At 65.1% G+C, this 25593-nt stretch carries 32 protein-coding genes; 18 read left to right on the forward strand and 14 right to left on the reverse strand.

What is annotated here, in order from left to right; genetic code table 11:
- The first annotated feature begins 40 nt into the window (after positions 1-40).
- Positions 41-208 carry a hypothetical protein gene (locus tag ACO076_RS08720; protein WP_421726332.1) on the forward strand — a complete coding sequence of 56 codons (168 nt, stop codon included), beginning with the start codon at positions 41-43 and terminating at the stop codon, positions 206-208.
- Positions 209-359: 151 nt separating this feature from the next.
- Here ACO076_RS08720 and ACO076_RS08725 read toward each other — a convergent pair whose 3' ends face one another.
- Positions 360-1700, reverse strand: a complete 1341-nt coding sequence (locus tag ACO076_RS08725) for a tetratricopeptide repeat protein (RefSeq protein ID WP_421726333.1) — start codon at positions 1698-1700, stop codon at positions 360-362.
- 279 nt (positions 1701-1979) lie between these two features.
- Between ACO076_RS08725 and ACO076_RS08730 the strand changes: the two genes are divergently transcribed.
- The 6 genes from ACO076_RS08730 to ACO076_RS08755 all read left to right on the forward strand — a co-directional run bounded on the left by ACO076_RS08730 (position 1980) and on the right by ACO076_RS08755 (position 6013).
- A complete protein-coding gene (locus ACO076_RS08730) occupies positions 1980-2642 on the forward strand; it encodes a TetR/AcrR family transcriptional regulator (RefSeq protein WP_421726334.1) in 663 nt (220 codons plus the stop codon).
- A 69-nt stretch (positions 2643-2711) separates the two neighbouring features.
- The gene (locus tag ACO076_RS08735; RefSeq protein ID WP_421726335.1) at positions 2712-2936 is read left to right on the forward strand and encodes an AbrB/MazE/SpoVT family DNA-binding domain-containing protein; all 225 of its coding nucleotides are present in this window, start codon (positions 2712-2714) and stop codon (positions 2934-2936) included.
- On the forward strand, positions 2933-3319 hold the full coding sequence (locus tag ACO076_RS08740) for a type II toxin-antitoxin system death-on-curing family toxin (protein WP_421726336.1): 387 nt from the start codon (positions 2933-2935) through the stop codon (positions 3317-3319). The genes ACO076_RS08735 and ACO076_RS08740 overlap by 4 nt, the downstream gene beginning before the upstream one ends.
- Before the next feature lie 60 nt (positions 3320-3379).
- Entirely contained in the window at positions 3380-4075 is a 696-nt protein-coding gene (locus ACO076_RS08745; RefSeq protein ID WP_421726337.1) for a class I SAM-dependent methyltransferase, read from the forward strand.
- 53 nt (positions 4076-4128) lie between these two features.
- Complete coding sequence (locus ACO076_RS08750; protein WP_421726338.1) at positions 4129-5499, forward strand: ABC1 kinase family protein; 1371 nt, start codon at positions 4129-4131, stop codon at positions 5497-5499.
- Positions 5500-5569: 70 nt separating this feature from the next.
- Positions 5570-6013, forward strand: a complete 444-nt coding sequence (locus ACO076_RS08755; protein ID WP_421726339.1) for a DoxX family protein — start codon at positions 5570-5572, stop codon at positions 6011-6013.
- Positions 6014-6066: 53 nt separating this feature from the next.
- Here ACO076_RS08755 and ACO076_RS08760 read toward each other — a convergent pair whose 3' ends face one another.
- The 3 genes from ACO076_RS08760 to ACO076_RS08770 form a co-directional block, all read right to left on the reverse strand.
- Positions 6067-6792: a glycine-rich domain-containing protein gene (locus ACO076_RS08760; RefSeq protein ID WP_421726340.1), complete on the reverse strand. Its 726-nt coding sequence runs from the start codon at positions 6790-6792 to the stop codon at positions 6067-6069.
- 104 nt (positions 6793-6896) lie between these two features.
- A complete protein-coding gene (locus tag ACO076_RS08765) occupies positions 6897-7736 on the reverse strand; it encodes a class I SAM-dependent methyltransferase (protein WP_421726341.1) in 840 nt (279 codons plus the stop codon).
- Positions 7737-7804: 68 nt separating this feature from the next.
- On the reverse strand, positions 7805-8659 hold the full coding sequence (locus ACO076_RS08770) for an HD domain-containing protein (protein ID WP_421726342.1): 855 nt from the start codon (positions 8657-8659) through the stop codon (positions 7805-7807).
- A 205-nt stretch (positions 8660-8864) separates the two neighbouring features.
- Between ACO076_RS08770 and ACO076_RS08775 the strand changes: the two genes are divergently transcribed.
- From ACO076_RS08775 to ACO076_RS08805, 7 genes are all read left to right on the forward strand, one after another.
- Complete coding sequence (locus ACO076_RS08775) at positions 8865-9005, forward strand: aa3-type cytochrome c oxidase subunit IV (protein WP_421726343.1); 141 nt, start codon at positions 8865-8867, stop codon at positions 9003-9005.
- Between the two features lie 81 nt (positions 9006-9086).
- Positions 9087-10229, forward strand: a complete 1143-nt coding sequence (locus ACO076_RS08780) for a Re/Si-specific NAD(P)(+) transhydrogenase subunit alpha (protein WP_421726344.1) — start codon at positions 9087-9089, stop codon at positions 10227-10229.
- Positions 10229-10693, forward strand: coding sequence for a proton-translocating transhydrogenase family protein (locus ACO076_RS08785; RefSeq protein ID WP_421726345.1), 465 nt, complete (start codon positions 10229-10231; stop codon positions 10691-10693). Before ACO076_RS08780 ends, ACO076_RS08785 begins: the two co-directional genes overlap by 1 nt.
- A gap of 4 nt (positions 10694-10697) precedes the next feature.
- Positions 10698-11291 carry a hypothetical protein gene (locus ACO076_RS08790; RefSeq protein ID WP_421726346.1) on the forward strand — a complete coding sequence of 198 codons (594 nt, stop codon included), beginning with the start codon at positions 10698-10700 and terminating at the stop codon, positions 11289-11291.
- A 2-nt stretch (positions 11292-11293) separates the two neighbouring features.
- Complete coding sequence (locus ACO076_RS08795; RefSeq protein ID WP_421726700.1) at positions 11294-12685, forward strand: NAD(P)(+) transhydrogenase (Re/Si-specific) subunit beta; 1392 nt, start codon at positions 11294-11296, stop codon at positions 12683-12685.
- A gap of 69 nt (positions 12686-12754) precedes the next feature.
- Positions 12755-13075, forward strand: a complete 321-nt coding sequence (locus ACO076_RS08800) for a hypothetical protein (protein WP_421726347.1) — start codon at positions 12755-12757, stop codon at positions 13073-13075.
- A 324-nt stretch (positions 13076-13399) separates the two neighbouring features.
- Positions 13400-15298 (forward strand): peroxidase family protein, encoded by a 1899-nt coding sequence (locus ACO076_RS08805; RefSeq protein WP_421726348.1) that lies wholly within the window; start codon positions 13400-13402, stop codon positions 15296-15298.
- A gap of 90 nt (positions 15299-15388) precedes the next feature.
- Here the strand turns inward: ACO076_RS08805 and ACO076_RS08810 are convergent, their stop codons facing one another.
- Positions 15389-16126 (reverse strand): type 1 glutamine amidotransferase domain-containing protein, encoded by a 738-nt coding sequence (locus ACO076_RS08810; protein ID WP_421726349.1) that lies wholly within the window; start codon positions 16124-16126, stop codon positions 15389-15391.
- Positions 16127-16144: 18 nt separating this feature from the next.
- On the reverse strand, positions 16145-16744 hold the full coding sequence (locus tag ACO076_RS08815; protein WP_421726350.1) for an antibiotic biosynthesis monooxygenase: 600 nt from the start codon (positions 16742-16744) through the stop codon (positions 16145-16147).
- Between the two features lie 73 nt (positions 16745-16817).
- Here ACO076_RS08815 and ACO076_RS08820 point away from each other — a divergent pair, with 73 nt between their 5' ends.
- Entirely contained in the window at positions 16818-17750 is a 933-nt protein-coding gene (locus ACO076_RS08820) for a LysR family transcriptional regulator (protein ID WP_421726351.1), read from the forward strand.
- Between the two features lie 4 nt (positions 17751-17754).
- Here the strand turns inward: ACO076_RS08820 and ACO076_RS08825 are convergent, their stop codons facing one another.
- The 3 genes from ACO076_RS08825 to ACO076_RS08835 all read right to left on the reverse strand — a co-directional run bounded on the left by ACO076_RS08825 (position 17755) and on the right by ACO076_RS08835 (position 19427).
- Complete coding sequence (locus ACO076_RS08825) at positions 17755-18321, reverse strand: YybH family protein (RefSeq protein ID WP_421726352.1); 567 nt, start codon at positions 18319-18321, stop codon at positions 17755-17757.
- A 3-nt stretch (positions 18322-18324) separates the two neighbouring features.
- Entirely contained in the window at positions 18325-18585 is a 261-nt protein-coding gene (locus ACO076_RS08830) for a hypothetical protein (protein WP_421726353.1), read from the reverse strand.
- A gap of 125 nt (positions 18586-18710) precedes the next feature.
- Entirely contained in the window at positions 18711-19427 is a 717-nt protein-coding gene (locus ACO076_RS08835) for an HAD family hydrolase (RefSeq protein WP_421726354.1), read from the reverse strand.
- 282 nt (positions 19428-19709) lie between these two features.
- Here ACO076_RS08835 and ACO076_RS08840 point away from each other — a divergent pair, with 282 nt between their 5' ends.
- Positions 19710-20315, forward strand: coding sequence for a DUF1236 domain-containing protein (locus ACO076_RS08840; protein ID WP_421726355.1), 606 nt, complete (start codon positions 19710-19712; stop codon positions 20313-20315).
- Positions 20316-20910: 595 nt separating this feature from the next.
- On the opposite strand, the gene ACO076_RS08845 is transcribed toward ACO076_RS08840, so the two are convergent.
- The 4 genes from ACO076_RS08845 to ACO076_RS08860 form a co-directional block, all read right to left on the reverse strand.
- Complete coding sequence (locus ACO076_RS08845) at positions 20911-21762, reverse strand: tetratricopeptide repeat protein (RefSeq protein ID WP_421726356.1); 852 nt, start codon at positions 21760-21762, stop codon at positions 20911-20913.
- Positions 21763-21986: 224 nt separating this feature from the next.
- Positions 21987-23081: a 5-(carboxyamino)imidazole ribonucleotide synthase gene (locus ACO076_RS08850; protein ID WP_421726357.1), complete on the reverse strand. Its 1095-nt coding sequence runs from the start codon at positions 23079-23081 to the stop codon at positions 21987-21989.
- Entirely contained in the window at positions 23074-23571 is a 498-nt protein-coding gene (gene purE, locus ACO076_RS08855; protein WP_421726358.1) for a 5-(carboxyamino)imidazole ribonucleotide mutase, read from the reverse strand. The genes ACO076_RS08850 and purE overlap by 8 nt, the downstream gene beginning before the upstream one ends.
- A gap of 91 nt (positions 23572-23662) precedes the next feature.
- Complete coding sequence (locus ACO076_RS08860; RefSeq protein WP_421726701.1) at positions 23663-23869, reverse strand: YdcH family protein; 207 nt, start codon at positions 23867-23869, stop codon at positions 23663-23665.
- 272 nt (positions 23870-24141) lie between these two features.
- Here ACO076_RS08860 and ACO076_RS08865 point away from each other — a divergent pair, with 272 nt between their 5' ends.
- Together ACO076_RS08865 and ACO076_RS08870 are read left to right on the forward strand one after the other, a co-directional pair.
- Entirely contained in the window at positions 24142-24315 is a 174-nt protein-coding gene (locus tag ACO076_RS08865; RefSeq protein WP_421726359.1) for a YdcH family protein, read from the forward strand.
- 166 nt (positions 24316-24481) lie between these two features.
- On the forward strand, positions 24482-25138 hold the full coding sequence (locus tag ACO076_RS08870) for a MarC family protein (RefSeq protein WP_421726360.1): 657 nt from the start codon (positions 24482-24484) through the stop codon (positions 25136-25138).
- Between the two features lie 26 nt (positions 25139-25164).
- On the opposite strand, the gene ACO076_RS08875 is transcribed toward ACO076_RS08870, so the two are convergent.
- Positions 25165-25545 carry a DoxX family protein gene (locus tag ACO076_RS08875; protein WP_421726361.1) on the reverse strand — a complete coding sequence of 127 codons (381 nt, stop codon included), beginning with the start codon at positions 25543-25545 and terminating at the stop codon, positions 25165-25167.
- Positions 25546-25593: the final 48 nt, after the last annotated feature.

A 25593-nucleotide genomic window follows, 5' to 3' on the forward strand; every position in this document is an offset into this window, starting at 1 on the left:
TAACTCGGTTGGACATTCGGCTCGAAAATCGAGGTCAGCGATGCCGTTTCTCTTCTTTCTCCTCCTGATCATCCTCATTGCCACGGTCGGGTTCTGGAACGCGCTCGGCGCGGTCGTCGGCGCTGCGGTGATGATCGTCGTGCTGATCCTGCTGATCGTCGCGGCGGTGGCTCTCGGCGGCTATCTCGTCGCCAGACGGATGCGCTGACACCCAGCCTGGTCGACGGCCAAGCGCTCCATCTGCGACGTTCGTGCCAATGAAAACGCCCCCGGCCTGGCCGGAGGCGTTCCCAGATCGAAGCGGGTTAATCGAAGCGGGTTACAGGTCAGCATCCGCTCCGCAGAGTGGTCGAGGCAGATCAGGCCGCCAGTTGCGGGCGCTTGCCCGCGCGCCGCGATCGATCGAGATAGCGGCGGTTGACCGGGCTGTGCGGCTTGAGCGCGACCCGTTCGTTGGCAAGCCCTTCAGCCAAACCATGCAGGTTGCCGCGCATCGAGGCTTCGATCAGCGTCCAGTCGATGACGTCCCGCTGGGCATGGCTGCCGCCGAAACGGTTGGCGATGTGCCGCACGGCGTGAAGGGTCATCGCTGCCGTCTCGTAGTCGCCGCGCCAGAACGCGGCGAACCCGGCGATCAGCGGCTCTGCGACCTGCCGCGCCCAGCGGCTGGTCTCGATGTCGTCATTCGCTGCATCCCGGTAGGTGGCCAGGATGCGCTCCACGTCCGACTCCCGCCCGGCGCCGAGATACGCCATGGCGGCGTGCCAGTCGTTGAACGGATAGAGCTTGCCGTCGGCGTGTTGCTCCCAGGCGGTTGCGACCTTGTTCCAACGATCGCCGACATCCTGACCCGACACATGCAGGCGCCAGAGCAAGGCGGAGGCATCGACGAGATCGAGCGCAACCTCGCTATCGTCGCCACGCACCCGGTTGTCATAGAGGGCGAAGACTTCATCAGTCTGTCCGAGGTCGAGATGGAACAGCGCCTTGTGCCACCAATTGTGGACCTTGAAGAAGTTGTCGTCACCGGTCCAATGAGGCTCGCGCGCGCTCATCCAGCCAATCCCGTCCTGGGCGCGTCCCTGCATCTCCATGACATGGGCGACGGCGTGATGGGCCCAGCAGTCGAGCGGCTGCAGATCGAGCGCCTGTCGCCCCGCCTCCTCGGCCCGGCCATAGTCGCCGGCCTCCTCGAGGCCGAACGCGTACATGCCCAAGACGATCGGATAGCCGGGAACGTCAGCCGACCACATCGGCAGCACCCGGGCGATGCGATCCCGGAGGTTGCGTGCATCGGCGCGATAGAAGTCCATGAGGTGTCCGGACTGGAGCGCGACGAGGTCGCGGGGATAGGCGAGGTTATGGTGGTCGAGTGCGACCGCGGCGGCCGTCCACTCCCCCGCGTTCAGCAGATCGAGGACCGCGATGTGGGACGCCTCCCTGTCGTCGAGCTCCAACGATCTGGCGACTTCGACGATGGCCCTGGCCTCTTGTGTCGCGTCCGGCTCGGTGGCCAGCGCGAACAGGTATGCCTTGAGGATGTGCCCCATGGCGAAATCCGGACGCGCCGCGATGGCCGTGTCGAGGACCGCGACCGGGTCGCCGCGATAGGTGTTGAACGCTTCTAGAGCCTGATCGAACAGGGCGGCATCCGCGGTGCTGGCGGCGGACAGCCGGTTTCCTTGTTTATCGGTGACCATGGTTGGTTTACTCCATTGTGTGTTGGCCGGCGCCCCATCTCACACTCACGAGCCGTGTTCGGGTAGGGTCGGGCGTGCGGATTGTTTCGGGCGCAAGAGCTGCCTTGAGATGATGGTGGTGTTAGCCGGCGCTTCGAGCGGGGACTAGAGAACTCGCGGTACGCCTCCGGCGTTCGTGATTTGCGCTATATTTCAAAGCCTAACGGCCGGGTGTCGGCGACGGACGCGATCCACCCGGGCGTCAAGTGAACTCGTGGTACAGTGAAACGACGCGGGAGCATGGCAGTGAGCGACGATCAGGAGGCAAAACCGGCGAATACCCGGCAACAGATCCTCGATGTCGCACAAGCGGCTGTGCTCGCCAAGGGTTTCGGAGCGACGTCCATCGACGAACTGATCGCCGCCGTCGGTATCTCCAAAAGCGGCTTCTTCTATCATTTCAGAGACAAGACCGAACTCGCCAAGGCCTTGCTGGAGCGCTACATCGCTCAGGACGAGGAAATCTATGACGACATCTTTGCCCGCGCCGACAGCCTCGACGAAGACCCACTCCACAGCTTCCTGATCGGATTGAAGCTGCTGGCTGAAGTGTTCGCCGATCTGCCGAACGGCCATCCCGGATGCATGGTCGCCACGATCTGCTACCACGAGCAGCTTTTCGACCGCGAAGTTCGCGATCTCAACGCCAAGGCTGTCTTCGGGTGGCGCGAACGTTTTCTGACACGGTTGCAGCGGATCGCGGCGGTTTATCCACCGCGCCTCGACGTGAGGCTGGAGGATCTGGCCGACATGCTGTCCGGTGTTGCCGACGGTGGGATCATCCTGGCGCGGGTGACGCGTGACGGTCAGGCCCTACCCAGGCAAATGATGCTCTACCGCGATTTCATCCGGCTCGTGTTCACCGCGCCGCCACCGAACGCCGGTCGCTCCTTCGCCACCTGATCGGCAACGCCACTTGTTGCATCGCGCCGTCGTCGCTACGTTGTACAGTCTGTACAACGGAGCGGTCCCATGAAGCTTGAAGTCAAGAAAATCGGTAACTCGACCGGCCTGATCCTGCCGAAGGAACTGCTGGCCGAACTGAAGCTCAAGCAGGGCGATTGGCTCTACGTGACCGAGCTTCCGGATGGCGGCGTCCGGCTCACGACGACCGATCCCGAGTTCGATAAGGCTATGGCCATCGCGGAGGATCTTATGGACGAGTACCGCGATACGCTGACCGAACTCGCCAAATGACCGAACCGCGATGGCTGACGATCGACGAGGTGCTTGTGATTCACGAACGTCAGCTCAGCCGGTTCGGCGGCGCGGCGGGCTTGCGCGACAGCGGTCTGCTTGAATCGGCGCTCAATCGACCCATGAACAGGTGGGCTTATGAGCGGGCTGAATTGCCCGAGGTCGCCGCAGCCTACGCGTTTGGGATAGCGCGAAACCACCCGTTCGTCGATGGCAACAAGCGGGTTGCATTCCTTTGCCTTGCGACGTTCTTGCGCCTGAACGGGGTCCCGTTCGCGCCGAAGCAAGAGGACGCGACGATCATCGTCCGCGACCTCGCCGCCGGCCTTGTCGACGAGGACGGGCTGACCCGCTGGATTCGCGACAACTGGCCGGCTGCCTGAGCAGACGTTAGCCCCGCCCGTTGTCGGATTCCGCGACCCTTCGGGCTACACTGCCCTGCCATGAGTGACCGATTTGCCGGCGCCAGGACGGCCGGGGCCTGGGACGACGACTACGGCAGGGGACGCTATGTCGCCGCGCCGCCATTGCCGTTTGCCGGGGACATTCTGGCGAAGGCCGTCGAGACTGGCGTGGCCGATGGATTGGGCCTCTATATCGGCTGCGGTAACGGCCGAAACTACGTCCCGATGGTCGATGCCGGATTGGATCTGATCGGCCTCGACATATCCGCGGTTGCGCTCGAACAACTTGCGATCCGACGTCCCGGCCGCGCTCATCGCCTGGTGCACGGCGATCTCAGCGCACTGCCACCGGGCGAGACCTACGCGATGGTCATCGGTATTCAGGTCTTCCAGCACGGCAACCGGGCCGACGCGCACCGGCACGTGCGTGCCGCTCTCGAACGGGTCGATCCGGGCGGCTTGTTTTGCCTGAGGGTCAACGCGGTCGGCACGGACGTCCTATATCATCATCATGTTTGCGAGCGGTCACCGGATGGGGGGCTGACGGTCAGATACCGCGCCGGGCCAAAAAACGGGCTCGACATCCACTTCTTTGACCGCGAGGAGATCGCAGCGCTGATCCCGCCCGGGTTCGACACGCTGCTGCCGATGCGGCGCGACCGGACCTGGCGAACACGGCCGGCCACCGGACAATGGTCGCAGTGGGAAGGAATCTGGCGTCGCACGCTGGTGTGACCGAACACCGCCACGCCTTCCTCTTTCCCCCATCGCCCCCTAGATAGGCGGGTATGGTCGACGCGCCCGATACCGAACAGAACCGCTTTTCCCGTCGCCTGACCCGCTACGCCCGGGTCGGCGCCAATGTCGGCGGCGTCGCCGCCAAGATGGCCGGCGCCCGGCTAATGGGGCGCGACTTTTCCGACCAGCGCAACGCGGCGGACCTGATGGCGGCACTCGGCGGGCTCAAGGGGCCGCTGATGAAGCTCGCCCAGCTGATTTCCACCGTGCCGGATCTCCTGCCGCCGGAATACGCGGAGGAACTGCAGAAGCTGCAGGCTTCGGCACCGCCGATGGGGCCGGCCTTCGTCAAGCGGCGGATGCGCGCTGAGCTCGGACCGGACTGGAAGACACGGTTCAAGTCGTTCGACGAGAAGCCGTCGGCCGCCGCCTCCCTCGGTCAGGTGCATAAGGCGGTCAGCCTCGAGGGGGAGCGGCTGGCCTGCAAGCTGCAGTACCCCGACATGCAGTCCGCGGTGGAAGCCGACCTCAACCAGCTCGGCATCCTGATGTCGGTGCAGCGCCGCATCAGTCCGGAGATCGATACCCGCGAAATCGCCGAGGAACTGTCCGAACGCTTGCGCGAGGAGCTGGACTATCGGCGCGAGGCGGCGAACGCCACGCTCTATGGTCAAGCGCTCAAGGCGGAGCGCCAAGTCCGCGTGCCGGCGGTTATCCCCGAGCTGTCGACCGGGCGCCTGCTGACCATGACCTGGCTCGACGGCGACCCGCTTCTTACCTTCCTCGATCACAGCCTGGAAGACCGTAACCGCATCGCCACCGCGCTGTTCAAAGCGTGGTGGCATCCGTTCGCGACCCACGGGATCATTCACGGCGATCCCCATCTCGGCAACTACAGCGTCTTCGAGGAGGAGGGCCGGCCGGAAGGGATCAACCTGCTCGACTATGGTTGCATCCGCGTCTTCAACGCCCGTTTCGTCAGTGGCGTGGTCGAGCTGTTCCACGGCTTTCTCAACGACGACCGGGCGCGGATCGTCGAGGCTTACCGGCGCTGGGGCTTCGAGGGGCTTGGCGACGAGCAGATCGACGCGCTCAACATCTGGGCTCGCTTCATCTATGGACCGCTCCTCGACGATCGGGTCCGTACCATCGCCGACGGCATCGATCCGTCCGCGTATGGGCGCAAGGAGGCGTGGCAGGTGAAACAGGCGCTGAAATCCGGCCCGACGATCGTCATCCCGCGCGAGTTCGTGTTGATGGACCGCGCCGCGGTGGGCCTCGGCGCGGTGATGCTGCACCTGAAGGCGGAGCTCAACTTCCACCGTATCTTCGCCGAGACCATCGAGGACTTCGACGAGGGCAAGCTGGCGAAACGCCAGGCGCGGGCGCTGAAAACCGCCGGGCTTGAGGGCGTCCTCTAGGAGGCCGACAATCGAATACAGCACCGGCTCGCGTGTTAGCCTTGGACGAAGCGGTTCTCCGAGGTGGCCCATGCGTCCGATCATCCCCGCGCTTGCCCCGCTCTACGGGGCGCTGACCGAACCCGCCTACGCGCTGCTCCGATTCACCGCCGGCGCGTTTCTCGTGCCTCATGGCCTGTGGAAGCTGTTCGGCATCACTGGCAGCCAGGAGCGGATGATCGCCTTCTTCCAGGCGATCGGCCTCGAGCCGGCGGTGCCGATCATGATCGCCGTCGGTCTGGTCGAAGTGATCGGCGGGGTGCTGATCGCCATCGGCTTCCTCACCCGCCCCGCGGCGCTTGCCGCGACGATCACCACCGCGACCGCGGCACTTTATGTCCACCTGCCGCACGGTTTTTACGTCGACGACGACGGCGTCGAGTTCTCGGCGCTGTGGACCGTCGTGCTCCTGGTGATCGCGATCCAGGGCGGCCGCCGCTGGTCGGTCGACCGGTTGGTCGGGCGGGAGTTTTAGGCCGGCCATTTCGGCCTTTACGCCGCCCAGGCCGCGCCCAAGGCCCGGAGCCGCTATCTGGCGCTCCAGTTGCCGCTTTTGTCCGCTGGAGTCTCGCGACGTTTCCGTTCGCCACCGCCTTTCGACGATCCGGACAGCAGCCCGAAAGCCAGGAACCCGCCCGCGGCGCCGAGCAGCGCGACGATGAGCGCGCTGGCGCTCCCGCCCGACAGGGCGATGGTCGCGAGCATCGTCGATAGTGCAACCAAGCCGACGAGGACGGATTTCACCACCGGGTGGGCGCGGCGAAGGATGGCCACATAGTCGGCCAGGCGGCCCGATCGGCCGGGCCGACCGCCTGGATCGGCCTCCCAAGGCGCGAACCGAACGTCCTGCGGCGGCCATATCTCGGTGTCCGGCTGCTCCGCGAACTCGGACCGGTAGAGCGCCAGTGTTGTTCCGTACTCGTCGCGAAGCCGTTGCTCCTCGGCCTCGCCGTCGCGAGGCGGGCTGTGGTGGAGCGGTTGGCGGAGCGCCTCGGCGCAGAAGCGGTCCCAGTAGTCGCGGGTGTCGGTGAGATGGAGGTGCCAGGCTGCATCCACCTCCCGCGAAGGGGTCACTTCGTGATCGCTGGTGCAGGCGAGGTAGACGAAGCGGCGGTATTCTTCGATGACCCGCCGGGCGAATCCATGGGTCCAGCCCTGCTCGGCGGCGAGCCGGTCGGTGAACGTGAACACCGCTTCGGGCTCGTCAAAGTCATGAGCCTTGATGCGGAGCCACAGGTCAGGATTCGAAACCATGAGGCGATAGTAGCACGGGCTGCGTGCTGCGGTCGTGTCTCGGTGGATTCCGCCGTTGCGTTGTGGCCGACGCCCGCCGACCGCCACCTGGCGACAATCGCGGTCTAGCGCCGGCTGGCAATAATCCCTAGAGCGTCGCCATCGGGTACCAGCGGTCGCCCGGTCAGGTCGCCGGCCAATAGGTCGATGGCCAAATCGGCGGCGTTCAGTTCGCGGCCAATACTCTCGGGTGTGAAATACTGGAGCCAGTTGAAGATGTCCCAATGCTGGTCGGGCTCGACGATCAGATAGCGATCCAGCGTGATTTTCTCGCTTGGGTAAACGAACACGCGCTTGACGGTCACATAGTCGCCTTCCGCCCAGAAACCGTCCATCGCCCGCTCTTCGATCGATGTATGCTCTTGGACCTTTTCGAACGCGCCCATGCCAACGACATCGAAAACGATGTGTCCCTCGAGATTGAGCATATCGCGCATGCGGGTCAACAATGCCGCGCGTTGCGACGGTGGCATGACGCAATAATCGTAGTAAATCAGAGTGACCAAATCGAAGCCGCTGGGCAGTGCGTCGGCGAGGTAGTCGGCAACCCGGTAGCGGACCGGTTCCGGCGTGTGGGCGCGAGCGTAGGCGATCGCGCCGGTCGAAAAGTCGATGCCGGTGACATCGGCTCCTTTTGCCGCCAGCCGACGGGCATAGAGGCCGGCGCCGCAGCCGAGGTCGCACACGGTTTTGCCGGATAGGCCAAGTGCGCTGTCGATCCAGTCGACCGTTCGATCGATCGTCGTCTTCCGCCGGGAGGCGAGGTCGGTGTCCTGGCTGACGTGAAAGTCGAGCATCTGTTTCGCAAGCCAGGGGCGGGTCCACAGGTCGCGAACCGTGGAGCGCGAAAACGGGGCCGGCCGTTGCGCCAGGTCGCGCATGAGGGTGTAGAGGTCGCTTTTCATTTCATGCCGCGTGTCAGCCTCTCGCGGGGCAGCCGGTGGGAGATCCAGGCGGCCGATTACCGGGCGCGCTATGCCGCGCCGGGGAACGGGCCGACGAAGCCGCGGCGGTGTTCGACCTGAAAGATGTTGGAGTTGAGCGAGGCGATCCACTGCTTGCCCTCGGTGGTGAGCTCCAGATAGCCCAGCGCGGGGCCGATCAGCGGCTGGACCCGCTCCCAGAAGAATTCGGGATACTTGTCGATCAGGTCGGCCGGATTGTCGTAGCCGAGCATCTCGGTGGCGCCGATTTCGGCGAACTCCTGGTACAGCGCGTTGGCCTTGCGGTGATAGAACGGGTCGGCCATCTGGCCGATCAGATCGGCGGCCCGCACCAGCGCCCCTTCGCTGTGGGTCTCGCGGTAAACGGGATCGTCGGGGACCGGAAAGCGGGTCATCTCGATGGCGGCGACGATGCGGTCGGCGTCGATGAAGCGGGATTCGCCGAACCGTTCCCGCGCGTAGATCTTGCCGCGGTCGACATGCCAGCGCGAGGAGAAGGCGTCCGACGCGCCGCGCGGCGGCATTTCCCGCCCGCCAGCCTCGTCGATCACGATGCTCTCCGGCGTGTCACCTTCGCACACGCCCCGGACATAGCCGATATCGTGGACGAGGCAGGCGCAGGTGTAGTGGAGCCAATCCTCCGGCGTCAGGGCTTCGGACAGCAGCCGGCCGCGGATGATCTGCTGGCCGACCTCGGTCACCATCATCGTGTGCTCGATGTTGTGGTAGAGCGCGTCGGAATTGCCGATCCGCTCCAGCACCAGCCGGGCCGAGCCGCCGAGGAAGGCGCCATACTCCGGATTCCGGTGGGCGAAGTACTGGAGATAGTGCTCCGACAGGTATTTGCCGAAATTGTCGGCGAGGATCGAAATCGGATTAAGCATGGGCGCCACCCTTCCCAGTCACTGTCTTACGGCGATCGCGCCCGCTTCGCGACCCTGAAGCTGCAAATCTATCGGAATTTCAGTCGCGTGCATGTGACAAAGGTCCGCATCCCCAGCCGCGGTTTGTCCTTGTTCGACCGATTGTAGCGGTCGCAGGGTTTGCTATAACCCGCCCACGCACACGGTCCGCAAGGAGAAGGGTCACATGGCCGAGCAGGACACCAACGAGGTCGGCACCGACTACGCCGATCACGTCCGCATGTATGACGGCTTCATCAGCATAACCAAGTGGGCCACCGGCGCGGTCGTTGTCGTTCTGATCCTGATGGCATTCTTCCTGCTTTAGTTCTCGCCAGGCGTCGCGTCCGCGCCGCCGCATCGGTCCGACCCGTCAGCGGCCTCCGTCCCGCCAACACCGGAATCGCCCATGAAGATCGCCGTTCCGACCGAAATCGACGAGGCCGAACCGCGGGTCGCGGCGACGCCCGAGACGGTGAAGAAGTTCGTCGGCCTCGGTGCCGACGTGGCGGTCCAGGCCGGCGCCGGCGCCGGTTCGCGGATCGACGACGCTGCCTTCGCGGAGGCGGGCGCCACCATCGTCGACGCGGCCGGCCCGCTGCTGGAATCGGCCGACATCGTCCTCAAGGTGCGGCGGCCGACCGAGGCCGAGATCCAGCATCTGAAGCCGGGCGTGCTGGTGATCGGCGCGCTCGACCCGTTCGGCAATGACGAAGCGGTGAAGGCACTGGCCGGGGCCGGTATCGCCGCGTTCGCCATGGAGCTGATGCCGCGGATCACCCGGGCTCAGTCGATGGATGTGCTCTCCAGCCAGGCGAATCTTGCCGGCTATCAGGCGATCGTCGACGCGGCCGAAGCCTTCAGCCGGGCGATGCCGATGATGATGACCGCGGCCGGCACCGTACCGGCGGCGCGGGTGTTCGTCATGGGCGCGGGCGTCGCGGGCTTGCAGGCGATCGCCACCGCCCGCCGGATGGGGGCGGTGGTCAGCGCCACCGACGTGCGGCCGGCGGCCAAGGAACAGGTCGAGTCGCTTGGCGCCAAGTTCATCGCCGTCGAGGACGACGAGTTCAAGCAGGCCGAAACCGCGGGCGGCTACGCCAAGGAAATGTCGCCGGAATATCAGGCCAAGCAGGCGGCGCTGGTCGCCGAGCATCTCGGCAAGCAGGACATCGTGGTGACGACGGCGCTGATCCCCGGGCGCCCGGCGCCGAAGCTGGTGAGCGGCGAGATGGTCGCCTCGATGAAGCCGGGTTCGGTGATCGTCGACCTCGCGGTGGAACGCGGCGGCAATGTCGAGGGCGCCAAACCGGGCGAGATCGCCGACGTCGGCGGGGTCCAGATCATCGGCTACCTCAACGTGCCCGGCCGGATCCCGGCGAGTGCCTCGGCGCTTTATGCGCGCAACCTTTATGCGTTTGTCGAAACGATGATCGATAAGGACGCCAAAGCGCTGGCGGTCGACTGGGACGACGAACTGGTCAAGGCGACCAACCTCACCCGTGACGGGGCCGTGGTGCACCCGGCCTTTAGCGACCAGGAAGGCGAATGATGGCGGAGATGACCCCCGACCAAGCCGCGGCGGCCGCGCAGGCCGCAGCCGATGACGCGAGCGCGGCGGCCGAGACGGCAACCGAAGCGGCGACCGCCGCGCAAGGGTTCGCCGATCAGGCGGCCGAGGCCGCCGGTGGCGTTCTCCACGGGGTGACCGGCGGGGCGATCGACCCGTTCGTCTTCCGCCTCGCCATCTTCGTGCTGGCGATCTTCGTCGGCTACTACGTGGTCTGGTCGGTGACCCCGGCGCTGCATACCCCGCTGATGTCGGTGACCAACGCCATTTCGTCGGTGATCGTCGTCGGCGCGCTGCTCGCGGTCGGCGTCGATGCGGCCACCGACGGCTGGTTGTCCAAGGGCTTCGGCTTCGTCGCGCTGGTGCTCGCGGCGGTGAACATTTTCGGCGGCTTCCTCGTCACCCAGCGCATGCTGGCGATGTACAAGAAGAAAGAGAGGGGCTGAGCGGATGTTGATGGCAGCTCGAACGACGGCCGCGATACCCCGCTTCGCCTCCAGTTTCCAAGCGCGGTTGGCGATTCTGCTGTTGGTTGGGTTCGCCCTTTGTTGCGCAACGTCAGTGGCGGCTCGAGATCTGACGGAGGCGAACAAGGACGCACTGAGGTCCAAAGTCGAGGGCTTTGTTGCGGCCTCGGAGGCCGGGGACTGGGCAACTGTCATCGATGTGATACCGCCGAAGGTGCTGGGCTCCTTGGCAGAGAGTGTGGGCGCTCCTGTCGAGGCCATCCAAAGGGTCATGCTCGATCAGATCGCTGAGGCGATGGCAGTGGCCGTATTCGAAGAAGTCGCCATGGATTTGGACAACAATGAATATGGCGAATTGGCCGACGGTACGTCCTACGCGTTAGTTCCAACCGTAACGATCATGGCCGTGGAAGGGGACCGGTTTCGGACATCGTCCAAGACTTTGGCGATATTCGAGGGCGGAGTTTGGCATCTTATGCGCATCGGAAATGTGCAGCACATCAGCATGCTCAAGCAAGCCTATCCAAGTTTCGTGGGAGTGGAGTTTGAAGGCGAAACCGTTGAGGTGATCGAGTAATGCTGTCGGCCAACATCACCGCCCTTCTCTATCTCGTCTCCGGCGTCTTCTTCATTTTAGCGCTGCGCGGGCTGTCGAGCCCGGAAACCTCGCGCCAGGGCAACATGTTCGGCATCGCCGGCATGGCGATCGCCATCATCACCACGCTGTTGGTGGCATCACCCGGGTGGGGGCCTTTCTTCTTCATCCTGATCGGCCTTGCGGTCGGCGGCGCGGTCGGAGCGATCATCGCCCGGCGCATCCCGATGACGGCGATGCCACAGCTGGTTGCCGCGTTCCATTCGCTGGTCGGCATGGCGGCCGTGCTGGTCGCCGCGGCTGCACTCTACGATCCGGCCGCTTTCGGCATCGGTCAGATCGGCGCCATTCACGGCGCCAGCCTGGTCGAGATGTCGATTGGTGTGGCGATCGGCGCGATGACCTTCACCGGCTCGGTGATCGCGTTCCTGAAGCTCGACGGGCGGATGTCAGGCGCGCCGATCCTGCTCCCGGCGCGCCACGCGATCAACGCCGGGCTGGCGGTCCTGATGATCGTGCTGATCGCCTTCTTCGTCGGCTCGGAAAGCTATTTCCTCTTCTGGCTGATCACGCTGATCGCGCTGGCGATCGGCATCCTGATCATTATCCCGATCGGCGGCGCCGACATGCCGGTGGTGATCTCGATGCTCAACTCTTATTCCGGCTGGGCGGCGGCCGGCATCGGCTTCACCCTCGGCAATACGGCGCTGATCATCACCGGGGCGCTGGTCGGCTCGTCCGGCGCGATCCTCTCCTACATCATGTGCAAGGGGATGAACCGCTCGTTCATCTCGGTGATCCTCGGCGGCTTCGGTGGTGAGACCGCGGCCGCTGATGATGACGGCGTGGTGCGCACGGTCAAGCAGGGCTCGGCCGACGATGCGGCGTTCATCCTCAAGAACGCGTCGAAGGTGATCATCGTTCCCGGCTACGGCATGGCGGTGGCCCAGGCCCAGCACGCCTTGCGCGAGATGGCGGACGAGTTGAAGAAGGAAGGCGTAGAGGTCAAATACGCCATCCATCCGGTCGCCGGCCGCATGCCCGGCCACATGAATGTGCTGCTTGCCGAGGCCAACGTGCCTTACGACGAGGTGTTCGAGCTCGACGACATCAACTCCGAGTTCGCCCAGGCCGACGTCGCCTATGTCATCGGCGCCAACGATGTCACCAATCCGGCGGCTGAGGACGACCCGTCCTCGCCGATCTACGGCATGCCGGTCCTGCAGGTGTGGAAGGCGGGCACGGTGATGTTCGTCAAGCGGTCGCTAGCCTCAGGCTATGCCGGCATCGACAACCCGCTGTTCTACCGCGACAACACCATGATGCTGCTCGGCGACGCCAAGAAGATGACCGAGGGCATCGTCAAGGCGCTGTAGGGCGGGCTTGCCCTTCGGCAGTTCGCGTTTCATGCTTGGCCCCGGGCAACGCGTCCGGGAGGCACGCCCATGAACCAGCCCGATACCGCCGACTGGCAGCCAATGGCGACCGCGCCGCGGGACGGCTCGCGCATCCTGGTGACCATCCGCGCCAGCGAGCAGGGGCCGGCCGAGGTCGATGTGGTCCGCTGGGCGAGAGCCGCGCACGCGGTCGAGCCCGGCTGGGTCGCCACCGATTCCGATGCCATCGCGCCGGTCACCTACACCGCCGGCGAACTCGCCTCGTGGATGCCGCTACCGACGGCACTCTCCGGTCGCAACCGGCCGCGGATCGCCAAAAGCGAGTTACCGCAACCAGACCCCGGCGAGATCGACGGCTCGGCGATCTAGCCGGAGAGCCTCCGATCCGGTCTTGCCATTCCGGTGAGACGGAATGCGCGGCCACGACCAGCCAACCGACGGCCTTCGCCAACTGTTCGTTTATTGATCAGTCTCGACGCGTGGAGGGTCCGACCGCAAATGCGATGCGTCGATGGTGACGTGCGCGACGTTGCTCATTCTAACCGGCAACTGCGGACACGAAATCAGCAGGTTTTCGCCACGGCATGGTCCGTGAAATTCCCCAATCCCCGCAACCGGACGCCCCAAAGGCCGGTCACGCTGTCGGCACCGGCCATGGACGGTCGGCATCTCAAATGACGGGGAATCACTTCAATGGCAAAAGACGGGGAAAGCAAAGGTGGAATCTTTCTTGGCTGGGAGCGTCCGGTCGACGGTGTGGGGACCGTCGCCGAACACGAAGACCATGGTGCGGTCGGGCAGTCGTTGCTGCGACTGGCCGATGCCAACTTCGATGACGGCATCGGTGCGCTGGCCGAGGCCGGTCGACCGAATCCGCGCGAGATCAGCAACGCGGTCGTTGCCCAGCAAGGTGACGAACCGAACGAACTCGGCGCCAGCGCGTTTCTCTTCGCCTGGGGCCAGTTCATCGACCACGACATCGATCTGACCGAAGCCGGCGGGTTGGAGTACGCGCCCATCGCGATCCCGGACGACGATCCGGTCTTCGCGGGCGGCGAGATTCCGTTTTTCCGGGTCGAGCCGGTGCACGGTACCGGCGACACGACACCGCGGGAGTACGAAAACGAAATCACCGCCTTTATCGATGCGTCGATGGTCTACGGCTCCGACGACGGCACCTACGCTGCGCTGCGTGACGAAGGCGGCAAGATGCTCATCGACGAGAACGGCCTGCTCTATTCCACAGGTGGCGGTGTTCTTGCCGGCGATGTACGTGCGGCTGAAAACGCGGCGTTGACCTCGCTCCACACGCTCTTCATTCGGGAGCACAACCGGTGGGTGGACAAGCTCGCCAAGAAGAACCCGGAGCTCACCGGCGAGGAGTTGTACTGGACGGCGCGCAGTTACGTCGAAACCGAAATCCAGGCGATCACCTACAACGAATTCCTGCCGATCCTGGTCGGCGAGGACATGATCGCCGCCTATTCCGGCTACGATCCATCCGTCAATCCGGGGGTATCGGTTGAGTTCTCGACCGCCGCATTTCGCTTCGGCCACAGCCTGATCAATCCCACGCTCCAGCGCCTGGAGGAAAACGGCGAGACCAGCGCCGCCGGCGATCTGTCCCTGCTGGGCGCGTTTTTCGCTCCCGATACGCTCGCCGATGGTGGCTTCGACGCGATGCTGCGCGGCCTCGGCGACAGCGTCTCCCAGGAAGTCGACACGCACGTCATCGAGGAACTGCGGTCGTTTCTGTTCGGCGCCGGCCTCGACCTGCCGGCGTTCAACATCCAGCGCGGCCGCGACCTTGGCGTGGCCAGCTACAACGACCTCCGGGAGGCGGTTGGGCTTGATCGCGCGACAAGCTTCGCCGATGTCACGTCCAACGCCGAACTCGCCGCCGGGCTGGAAGCCGTCTACGGCGATGTCGATGCGCTGGACGCATGGGTCGGCGGCCTTGCCGAGGATCACGTCAACGGCGGTCTGCTGGGCGAGCTGTTCTCGGTGATCGTCATCGATCAGTTCACGCGGCTGCGCGACGGCGACCCCTATTGGAGCGAGGGGAGCGACATGCCGGCCAAGGAGCTCGACGAACTCTGGTCGACCACGCTGTCCGATATCATCGAGCGCAACTCCGACATCGGCGTGATGCAGGACAACGCGTTCATCGCTTACGATCGCATCGGCGGCGACGACGGCGCGAACCTGCTGGAAGGTGGTGACGGACACGACCTGCTGCTCGGGCAGGGCGGCAAGGACACCCTCGTCGGTAACGGCGACGACGACCAACTCGTTGGCGGCCGCGGCAGCGACATCATCAACGGTGGAGCCGGGAACGATGTTCTCGAAGGCGGTGCAGGTGCCGATGTCTTCGTTTTCGCGATGGGTGAAGCCGGCGATGACGTGATCGTCGATTTCGACAAGAAGGATCAGGTCGACCTGACCGATTTCGACGAATTCGCCCAGTTCGACGACCTCGACCTCGTCAAGGGCGACGGCGGCGCGACGTTGATTTTGGCTGACGATCAGACCGTCTCGTTCGAAGGCGTCGGGATCGGCAAACTCAAGGCCGACGACTTCCTGCTCGCCTGAGTATCGCCGGTCCCAGGGATCGGTTTCGTCTGCCTGTGGGTCGCCGGGAAACCGGTGGCCCACGCTTCGAGACGCCACCTTTCCGTCCGCCTACCGCCCCAGCGTCTCCACGACCATGTCTGCCGCCGCGGCGCCGGAGAACTGCTGCTGGCCGGTGATCAGGTTGCCGTCGCGCACGGCAAAGGGCTTGAATGGGCCCGATACGACGAAGTTGGTGTCGGCGAGCTTCCTTGCTTCGTCCTCGATCCAGAACGGCTGGATTTTTTGGCCGACGAAATTGTCCGCATAAGCCTCTTCGGCGTTGGCGAAGCCGGTCCAGGTCTTGTCCTTGATCAGCAGCGAGCCGTCGGACAGCGTCGTCTTGAGCAGCACGCAGGTGGCGTGACAGACGATGGCGACCACCTTGTCCGCTTCGTAGGCCTTGGCGACGAAGGCGTGGAGGTCGGCGTCGCCGATCATTGTGACCATCGGCGACTGACCGCCGGCGAGAAAGATGGCGTCGTAGTCTTCGAGCACGACGTCGGCGAGCGCTTTGGTCGCTTTCAGCTTGGCGGCGTGTTGAACCGACGTCTTGAAGCCGAGCGAGACGATATCGTGGGCGGAGTAGCCGCTTTCATCCTCCGGATCGGAGAAGCCGTCGGCGGCGAGGTCGCCGCCCGTGGGCGAGGCGATGTCGACCGCGTAGCCGGCTTCGGTAAAGGTCCAGTAGGGATGGGTGAGCTCGGCCCACCAGAAACCCACCGGCCAGTTGGTGACCGGCGAGACGGCGGGGTTGGCGGCGATCAGCAGGACGCGTTTCGTGCCGTGAGTGTCGATGGCGGCGGTCATGGAAGTCTCCTTTTGGGGTCAGTCGGCGGCGCCGACGGTCTTGATGGCGGGATAGATCCACCGCGCCAGCGCGCGGGTGAGGCGGGGCATGATCAGGTAGGTCATCAGGAAGACCTGCAACGTGGTGGTGACGATGAGGCGGAGGGCGAACGGCCAGTCGCCGATCGTCCAGGTGGCGAGCGTCGTCAGGGTCAGCACCAGGACGTAGACGACGGCGACGAGGAGCAGCGCCATGCGGAACGGCGATGGCTGGGCGACGACGGTGCCCGCGGGCGGTGAAAACCAGAACTCGAGCCCGGTCATCTTCCGCCAGACCGCGTCGGCCTCAACGTAAGGCGCGACCTCGCGCAGGTAACGGGCGCGCAGGTCGGAGTCCTCGAAGGCTTCAAGGTCGGCGACCGTGGCGAAGCGGAAGACGCTGACATACTCGCCCGGGCTCTGCGGTCCCGGCCGGTGGAATTCGGCGCCGAGATAGCCGGGCAGGGTGCGGGCGTCTCGGGTCAGTCGCTGCAGCCAATCCTCGTACTCAGCCTCGCAGCCGGGCTTCACCTTGCGCCGGGCGACAACGGTGACGCCGTCAGCTTCGGCATGGTCGGGATGGGATTGGGTCGTGGTCATGGTGCGGTCGCTTGATCGATGTCGACCGGGGTGATATCAGCGCGATCGATATCGAGAAAAACGAAAACGACTCATGTCAGATATCGATGAAATGAGAATCAGGCGACTGGACCTGACGGTCCTGCTCGTCTTTCTCGGACTGATGCGAGAGCAGAAGGCAGTGGCGGTCGCCGAGCAGATGGGGCTGACCCAGTCGTCGATCAGCCATTCGCTGAAGCGGCTGCGGGAGGTTTTCGACGACGACCTTTTCCTGCGCAAACCGCACGGGCTCGAGCCGACGGCGGTAGCCCGGGCGCTGGAGCCGCGGGTCCGGTCGGTTGTCGATATCCTGCGCCAGTCCCTGCGCGGGCCGGCGCCTTTCGATCCCACCGATCACAACGGGGTCGTTCGGATCGCCGCCTTCGACTACGAACTCGCGGCGATCGTTCCGGCGCTGATCGCCAGGCTGGCGGAGGCGGCGCCGGGCATCCGCGTCGTTACCCGGCCGCTGGTGCGCGACGAAGCGCTGCGGGCGATCACCGAAGGCGCCGTCGATTTGGCGCTCGGCTTCTTCTGGGCGCGGGACGACGCGTTCGTCTCGACGCCGCTGTTCGAGGAGACCTACACCGTCGTCACCCGGCCAGGCCATCCGCTGCTTGAAGGAAAGCTCACCGCCAAGCGTTACGCGGCGGCCCGCCACCTGGTGGTCTCGCCGGCGGGTGACCTCACCGGCATCGTCGATCGCAGCCTCGAACCGCTCGGCCTGACGCGGGCGGTGACCGCGGCAGTGCCGTTGTTTTTCCCCGCGCTCGCCGCCGTCGCCGCCAGCGATCTGGTGGCGACGCTGCCGAGCCGGCTGGTGGCACGGTTCGCGTCCGCGTTCGGGCTGGAGAGCCGGCCGGTGCCATTTGCCGTGCGGCCCTTCGCGGTGTCAGCCGTGCGGCACCGACGCGACGCGCGCAGTCCGCTGCATGTCTGGCTGGTGGAGACGATCGCCGACATCACGGCGGATCGGGCGGTTGCCTGAACCGCTATTGGTCGAAGGCTTCTTCCCAGTAGGGGATGCCATCGGCGTGATGCCCGACCATGCGCCACTCGCCGTCTTTCTTGCGAAAGACGCTGGTCTCGCGAACGTCGTTCTCGTTCATCGATCCGTCCGGCGTGCGGACCTGGCCGCGGGTGATGTGAGCGGCCATCGCCATGTCGCCGGAGACCATGACGTGAACGTCGATGGCCGTCACCGTGCCGCCGGTGCTCTTGGCCGCCTGCGCCTGCCAGTCGGCGTAGATGGCGTCCCAGCCGACGCGGTAGGTTCCTTCGGCGCCCATGTAGTAGGCGTCGTCAGCGTGAGAATAGATATCGGCGAACGGTTCGGGGTCGCCGTTCAGCATGGCGTTGAGCGCCACGATCCATTGATCGACGGCGTCGCGGATCGCCCGTTCGTCGGCTGAGGCATGCGCCTCGTCGGCGGACGCCTCGGTCACGGATGGCGCGGCCACGACCAGCAGCGTAACGGCCAGCATGGTGAGCCCGATCGCCTTGACCAACCCAGCGATCGCCGCCGCCGCCGCGGTCGCCAAGCGACCCCGGATCGGCACGGCCTATTCCTTGTCGTTGCGGTCGAGATATCGCTTCTTCACCGCCGCGGCGAAAGCGCCCGGATTGTTGCGGGCATCGGTCTTGCGGGCCATGTCGGCGAGTTCGTCGCGCGTCGCCTCAAGCTTGGGCTTGGTCTTTTGCCAGGTCTCGGCCGCGCGCGGCTTCACCTGGGTGTGGAAGACCTCGGTGGCTTTCTCCCGCACCCGCGGGTCGCGGGCGAGGCGCGCGGCGGCGCTGACAAAAAGCCGAGAGATGATCGCCACGACTTTGCTCCTCCATCGATCCGCCTTGCGGCGTTTCTCATCCTGAATGAAAAGATGTGGTGGGTCCACCGTGAGGTACAAGGTCTGGGATCCGCAGCTGCCGCGGCTTCTACGGGATGATGGGTCTAGCCGCCGTCGATCTCGCGGATCACGCCTTCGAGCTCACGCAGGCTGTCGATGCGGCGGAACCGTGGCAGATCGGCCGGCGGCTCGGCGCGCTCGATCGCCCAGGTGAGATCGTGGGGTACGTAGACGCCCCAGCTTCCGGCTTCGATCGCGGGCAGAACGTCGGAGCGGAGCGAATTGCCGACCATCATCGCCCGTTGCGGCCCGTCGCCGTAATCGGTGAACACCCGGCGGTACGTGTCGACGGTCTTGTCGCTGACGATCTCGACGCCGTCGAACAGGTCGCCGAGCCTTGACTGGGCGAGCTTGCGCTCCTGGTCGAACAGGTCGCCCTTGGTGATCAGGACCACGCGGTAGTCCGCCGTCACCGCCTCGATGGTCTCCCGCGCACCGGGCAGCGTTTCGATCGGGTGGGAGAGCATCTCGCGTCCGGCTTCCAGAATCTGGCCGATCACCGGCGCCGGCACCCGCCCGTCCGTGACTTCAATGGCCGTCTCGATCATCGACAGGGTGAAGGCCTTCACGCCGAAGCCGTAGTGGGCAAGGTTGCGCCGCTCGGCGGCGAGCAGTCGCGCCAACACGTCCTCGCCGTCCGCGTGATCGCCGAGAAGGTCGCGAAAGCGCTCCTCCGTCATCCGGTAGAACGTCTCGTGCTCCCACAGGGTATCGTCGGCATCGAAGCCGATGGTGGTGAGTGATGGTGCGGTGGGTGCCATGATGTGGCGTGACGGCTTCTCTCGGCGTGACTCGGTACAGCATACGCCAGGTGCGGTTTGCGACATAAGACGCTCAGGCTCCGGACAGGCGGACGCCAGGCCCAACGGGCCGTTGACCCGCGCTTCCGGGGGCGGCGTGTTTACCACGATTGTCGGTTCCCGATCGTTCGTGACCTCAGCGTCACGGATGGGCTAGTATCGGTGATGTCTATCGGGCATTCGCCCGCGTTCCGGCGCGAGGGAGCCGGGCGGGGATCACCAACAGCGAAGGGATGGCTGACAATGAAGCTTACACGTTTGGCGACGGTCGCGGCGGCGTTCGTCGGTGTCTTGGCAGGCGGACAGGCGGCGGTCGCGTTCGAGGCGTTTGCCACCAACAACCTCCACCTTCGCACCGGGCCCGGCGAGCAGTATCCGGTCGAGACCACGATCCGCCACAACGATCGCGTCGAGGTGCATGGCTGCCTCGAGGGGATCACCTGGTGCGACCTTAACTGGGGTGACATGCGCGGCTGGGCGGCCGCCGACTACATCGCCTACGACAGCGCCGCCGGGGTCAAGGTGCTGCCGCTCGCCCAGGACGAGATCGGCATTCCGATCGTCAACTTCACCGCGGTCGACGCCGTGGTGCCGGAGTTCATCGGCACCGTCGAGACCGTCACCGACGTGATGACCGTGATCACGCCGCCGGAGGCCGTGTCGGCCTACGTAACCGAGCAGGACATCGACACGGTCTACGTCCAGGGCGAGATCGTCACCGGCGTTGTGCTACCGCAGACCGTGCCGCTCTATGCGGTGCCGGAATCGAAGTACAACTTCTCCCGGGTCAACGGCCAGAACGTGCTGACCGAAACCGGCTCCAACACCGTCGTCTACGTCTATCCGTAGCGGCGATCGGCCCTAGAAATCGACCCGGCGTCGTGCGGCGCCGGGTTTGTTGCTGACTCGGTTGGGGGCATTGCCGGTCCGCCAAGCTCTGGCCGGCGTTGTGTTGGTGTCTACGCGCCTTGAAACGTTTCCCGTCCTTCGAGGCTCGCTTCCCTCGCGCCTCAGGATGAGGTCGAAGTGCAGCCTCTCAGGATTCGAAGCGCAGGCTCTCAGGATTTGGTCGAAGTGCCGGCGTTTAGGGTGAAGTTGGCCGCGTTCTCTCGACCGATGAGACGGCCTCAGAGCTCAAAACACCGGCTTCATTCTGAGGTGCGAGGGCGGAAGCCCGAGCCTCGAAGAACGCACTGCATCTCCTACGGGCAGACCGGATGGCCGGGATCCGTTGAGGCGGCGCGGACAGCGGGCGCGCCAAGGTCGTTGCCGGGAGCGGCGGCTTCGACGCGTCCTCTGGTCAAGCCAGAGGACGACGGACAGTGGGTTGCGGCGGTCACGGAAAGACCTTCAGGTTCCGCAGGAGATAAAGGCCTCCACGTCCCGGGTGAGGTTAAGGCGCGCGCCCCACCATCCGCGTACCGCGAGCGCTCCTGACTGACGATCAGGTGGTGCGCTGCCGGTTGCTCGGCGAGGTGCGCTTCATGCCGTCGGTCGCCGGCCGGTAGTTGGGGTTGAGGTTGGCGGCCTTGGCGAAGGCGGCGAATGCACGCTCGCGGTCGCCGAGGCGCTCGAGCGCGATGCCCTGATTGGTCCACGCCGCAAAGGACGACCGGTCGATCTTGACCGCCTGGTTGAAGTTTTCGAGCGCCGCCTTGTAGTCGCCGAGCGCCAGATAGGAGAGGCCGCGACCGTCGAACGGCTCGGCATTCTTCGGCGACATGGTGATCGCCTTGGAGAAGTCCTCGACCGCCAACTGATGGCGGCTGCTCGTCTGATAGATCAGGGCGCGATTGTGGTAGGCGCGCGGGTCGGCGGTATCCAGCGCAATGGCCCGGTTGAAGTCCGCCAGGGCGAGATCCATCTGGTTCTGCTGCCGGTAGACGTTGCCGCGGCCGATATAGGCGATGTCGTATTGCGGGTTGATCTGGATCGCGCGGTTGTAGTCGGCGAGCGCCAGGTCGGTGCGTCCCAGCCGGCGCTGAACCAGCGCCCGGTTGGCATAAGCTTGGTAGAAACTCGGGTTGAGCCTGATCGCGGTGTCGAAGTCGTCGATGGCGTCGCGCAGCTTGCCGGCTTTGCCGTAGGCGCTGCCGCGCACGTTATAGGCGTCGGGGCTGTTCGGGTTCTGCGAGATGACCGAGGACAGCGAGCCGATGTTAACGGCCGAGCCGGTCGCCGGGTCGACATCGGGCCCGAATGCGGTCGTCGCGGTCTGACAGGCGGACGCGGTGAGGCCGGCAAAAACGAGCGCCGCGGGAATCCTGATCGACCTACGGGCCCGGCTTGCGCCCATTCCGCCGCCACTCCTTATCCTGTCGGGGTCCCGCGCCAGAGGGATGTCGCGCCTGATTCCAACCCGCCCATACTGCACCCGACCGCTGAAAACCGGCGATTTCAGGGCGCCGCATACTTGGACCGGGTTTGGGCGAGGCCGTCGATCGTCTCAACGATGCATCCCTGTTGCGTGGGCGGCCGTGCTTATCAGAGAGCGCGGCGCGCTGTCAAAAGCCGACGCGCCTACCGCGTGGACGTCGGACGCATACGGTTGACGTGGCCCATTTTGCGGCCGGGCCGGGTCTCCGCCTTGCCGTAAAGATGAAGCCGAGCGTCCGCTTCGGCCGCCACTGTCGGCCAGGTGTCGACGGCGTCGCCGATCAGATTGTCCATCGTCACGTCGCTGTGCCGCCGTGTGTCGCCGAGCGGCCAGCCGGCGATGGCGCGGATGTGCTGCTCGAACTGGGAGAAGGTACAGCCGTCCATGGTCCAGTGCCCCGAATTGTGGACCCGGGGCGCGATCTCGTTGACCAGGAGCCGCGTGCGGTTGTCGGAAGACACGAACATTTCCACGGCGAGGACGCCGACATGATCGAGGGCTTCGGCGATCTGCCGGGCGACAGCGACCGCCTCCTCGGCGAGCTCGGCCGAGATCGCCGCCGGGACTTTGGAGGTCGAAAGAATGCCCTCGGCGTGCACGTTTTCGGCGATATCGAAGGCGCGCGTCGCGCCATCGCGCCCGCGGGCGAGAATCACCGATATCTCCCGCTCGAACGGCACGAAGGCTTCGAGGATCGCCGGCTTCTCGCCGATGGTCCGCCAGGCGGCGACCGGGTCGTCACCGGCCCGCACCAGCGCCTGCCCCTTGCCGTCATAGCCGAGGCGACGCGTCTTCAGCAGGGCCGGACGGCCGGTGCGCGCCAGCGCCGAGTAGATGTCCGCCTGGTCGGCGACCGGTGCGAAGGGCGGCACGGCGATGCCGAGCTCGGCGACCATCGCCTTCTCGACCAACCGATCCTGGGTCTTTTCCAGCGACATCGGACCGGGCAGAACCGGTGCCTGAGTGCCGAGGGTGTGCAGTGTTTCGAGCGGGATGTTCTCGAACTCGAAGGTGATCAGGTCGACTGAGCCGGCGAAGGCGGCGAGTGCCGCCGCATCGTCGTAGGGCGCGATGGTGCGCGCTGCCGCGACGGCGAAGGCCGGGCTTTTCGGATCGGGACAGTAGATGTGACAGGAGAAACCGAGGTCCGCCGCGGCGGTGGCCAGCATCCGGCCAAGTTGTCCGCCGCCGAGGATGCCGATGACCATGCCCGGCCGGATGGGAGGGAGGTCAGCCATCGTCGACCGGCCGTTCGTCGACGGCCGCCGCGCGTGCCGAACGCCATGCATCGAGGCGACCGGCAACGGATTCGTCGGACAGCGCAAGCACGGCCGCCGCAAGCAGGGCGGCGTTGACGGCCCCCGACCGCCCGATGGCCAGGGTCCCGACCGGCACACCGGCCGGCATCTGAACGATCGACAGGAGACTGTCCTCGCCGCTGAGCGCCTTCGATTCGACCGGCACGCCGAACACCGGCAGCGGTGTCAGCGACGCACACATGCCTGGCAGATGAGCGGCGCCGCCGGCGCCGGCGATGATGACCTGGTAGCCTGCGTCGCGGGCGCCCCGGCAGAACGCGACCATGCGGTCCGGCGTCCGGTGGGCCGAAACGATCCGGTCGTCATGGTCGATCTCCAGCGAATCGAGGGTCTCGGCCGCGTGGCGCATTGTCGACCAATCCGACTGGCTGCCCATAAGGACCGCAACGGGCGGCGTCGTATCGATCATACAGGCAAGGTCCAACTCGAAGGCGGCAGGAGAATCCGGATTATAGGTAGGCGATGCGGTGCCGCAAGCCGGTGGTGACAGAGGCCCAGGCTCACGCGATGATGTCCGGCAGCAACTGGTCCTCGAGCCCCGCGATCCGGTCGCGCAGGGCAAGCTTGCGCTTCTTCATCCGCTGAATGCGCACCGTGTCCTGCGGACCTGACTCGATCATCGCCTCAATCGCGGCGTCGAGATCGCGATGCTCCTGGCGGAGCGCGGCAAGCTGCTGCCGAATCTGCTCCTCTTCCTCGGCCGACATCCGCCGGCCATCTGAAGATGGCATCGGTGCCCCGTCTGTCCTCCAAACACGTCAACGAAGGGTAGCACGAAGCCCCTTACGGATGAACGCCAAACGCGGGTTTCTGGACGGATTTCGCGTCAGAAAAGGCGCATTTGCGTCAAAAGCGGCGATGCGGAGAAAGCGTGGAAAACCCCGCTTGCTGCGGTGCAGCAACAGTTCGTGTTGTTCGACAGCGCAGGATACTTATGTCAGATTGGTGTCGCAGTCGGGTCAATAGGAGGCACTTGCCGATGGCCATGAATTCGCATCTTGACGAGCTTGAGCGGCGTCATCAGGCGCTTGAACGGGAAATCGAGGAAGCGATTGCGCATCCGGGGTCTGACGACCTTGAAATATCCGAGCTCAAGAAGCGAAAGCTGCGACTAAAGGACGAGATCACCAGGCTGAAGACAACCCTGCACTAGCCAACGATCGCCGGGCAACCTCCCGGTAACCGGTCGATCCCAACCACGGCGAGTTTTCTGCCAAGAGCCCGCCATCCGGGGTTTTTGCTTTTTTCATAGACCTGTGGCTTCCATAAGCGGGCCGCGAACAGCGAGCCAATAAAGCGGCGCGCGCCGGGGGCTCACGATGAACATCGATCTCCAGAACATCATCAACGAGTTCGTGATGATGTACGTGTTGATCGATCCGATCGGCACGCTGCCGATCTTCCTGCTGTTCACCGCGCATATGAAGCCCGAGCACCGGTCGATGATGGCTGTTCGGGCCGTACTCGTCGCCGGCATCGTGCTGACGGCCTTTCTGTTCGGCGGGCGGCTGCTTCTCAACGCACTCGGCATTCCGCTCGCCAGCTTTCAGATCGCCGGCGGCATCGTCCTCTTCCTGTTCGCGCTGACCATGATCTTCGGTCCACCCAAGTCCGAGCAGGACAAGGAGGAGATCGGCACGCTGGAACGGGCGCGTAGCATCGCCGTCTTCCCCCTTGCGATTCCCGCGATCGCGAGCCCGGGGGCGATGCTCGGTTCGGTTCTGCTCAACAGTTCCGACTCTCTCAACATCGCAGAGACGGCCATCGACCTGGTCATCATCTGGTTCCTGCTTGGTATCACGCTGGGGATCCTGATGCTGGCCCGCCCGATCATCGCCGTGATCGGCGATGCCGGTGCCAACGTTCTCAGCCGGATCATGGGGCTGATCCTGGCGGCGGTGGCGGCCGACAGCGTGCTGGTCGCGGTGGCGCAGTTCTTTCAGATTTCCAGCGTCGGCCAGCAGGGCATCATCTGAGCAGTCTGCAGCCGTCAGCCCGCCGCTCAGGCCCGTTCGGTGGCGCCGCCGACCGGGAGTTGATGGCGATAGGCCCAGGCGATGACCGCGGTGATGACGAGCAGGACGAGAGCCGGCACCGGGCTGCCGCCGATCACGAAGAGATGCGTAATCGTTGCGCCAATCATGGTCGCCGTCAGCAGCACGGCGCCGATGGCCTGCAGCCCGGGCACGAACAAGAGCGCGCCGCCGCCGACCTCGATGATCCCGGTCACGTAGCGAAACCATTGCCCGACGCCGACTGCCTCGAAGGTCTGCACCATCATCTCGGCGCCGATCAGCTTCGCGGCGCCAGCAGCGATAAACGCCAGTCCGGCGACGATCTTGAGGGCCCACAGGCCGTAGAAGCCGAATTTGGTCCGTTCCATCGGTATCCCCTTTGCTTGTGAGTGGAAGGGAGATGGCGCTGTTTCTGC

The sequence above is a fragment of the Bauldia sp. genome (genome assembly GCF_965232525.1).
In the GTDB taxonomy this organism is placed as follows: domain Bacteria; phylum Pseudomonadota; class Alphaproteobacteria; order Rhizobiales; family Kaistiaceae; genus Bauldia.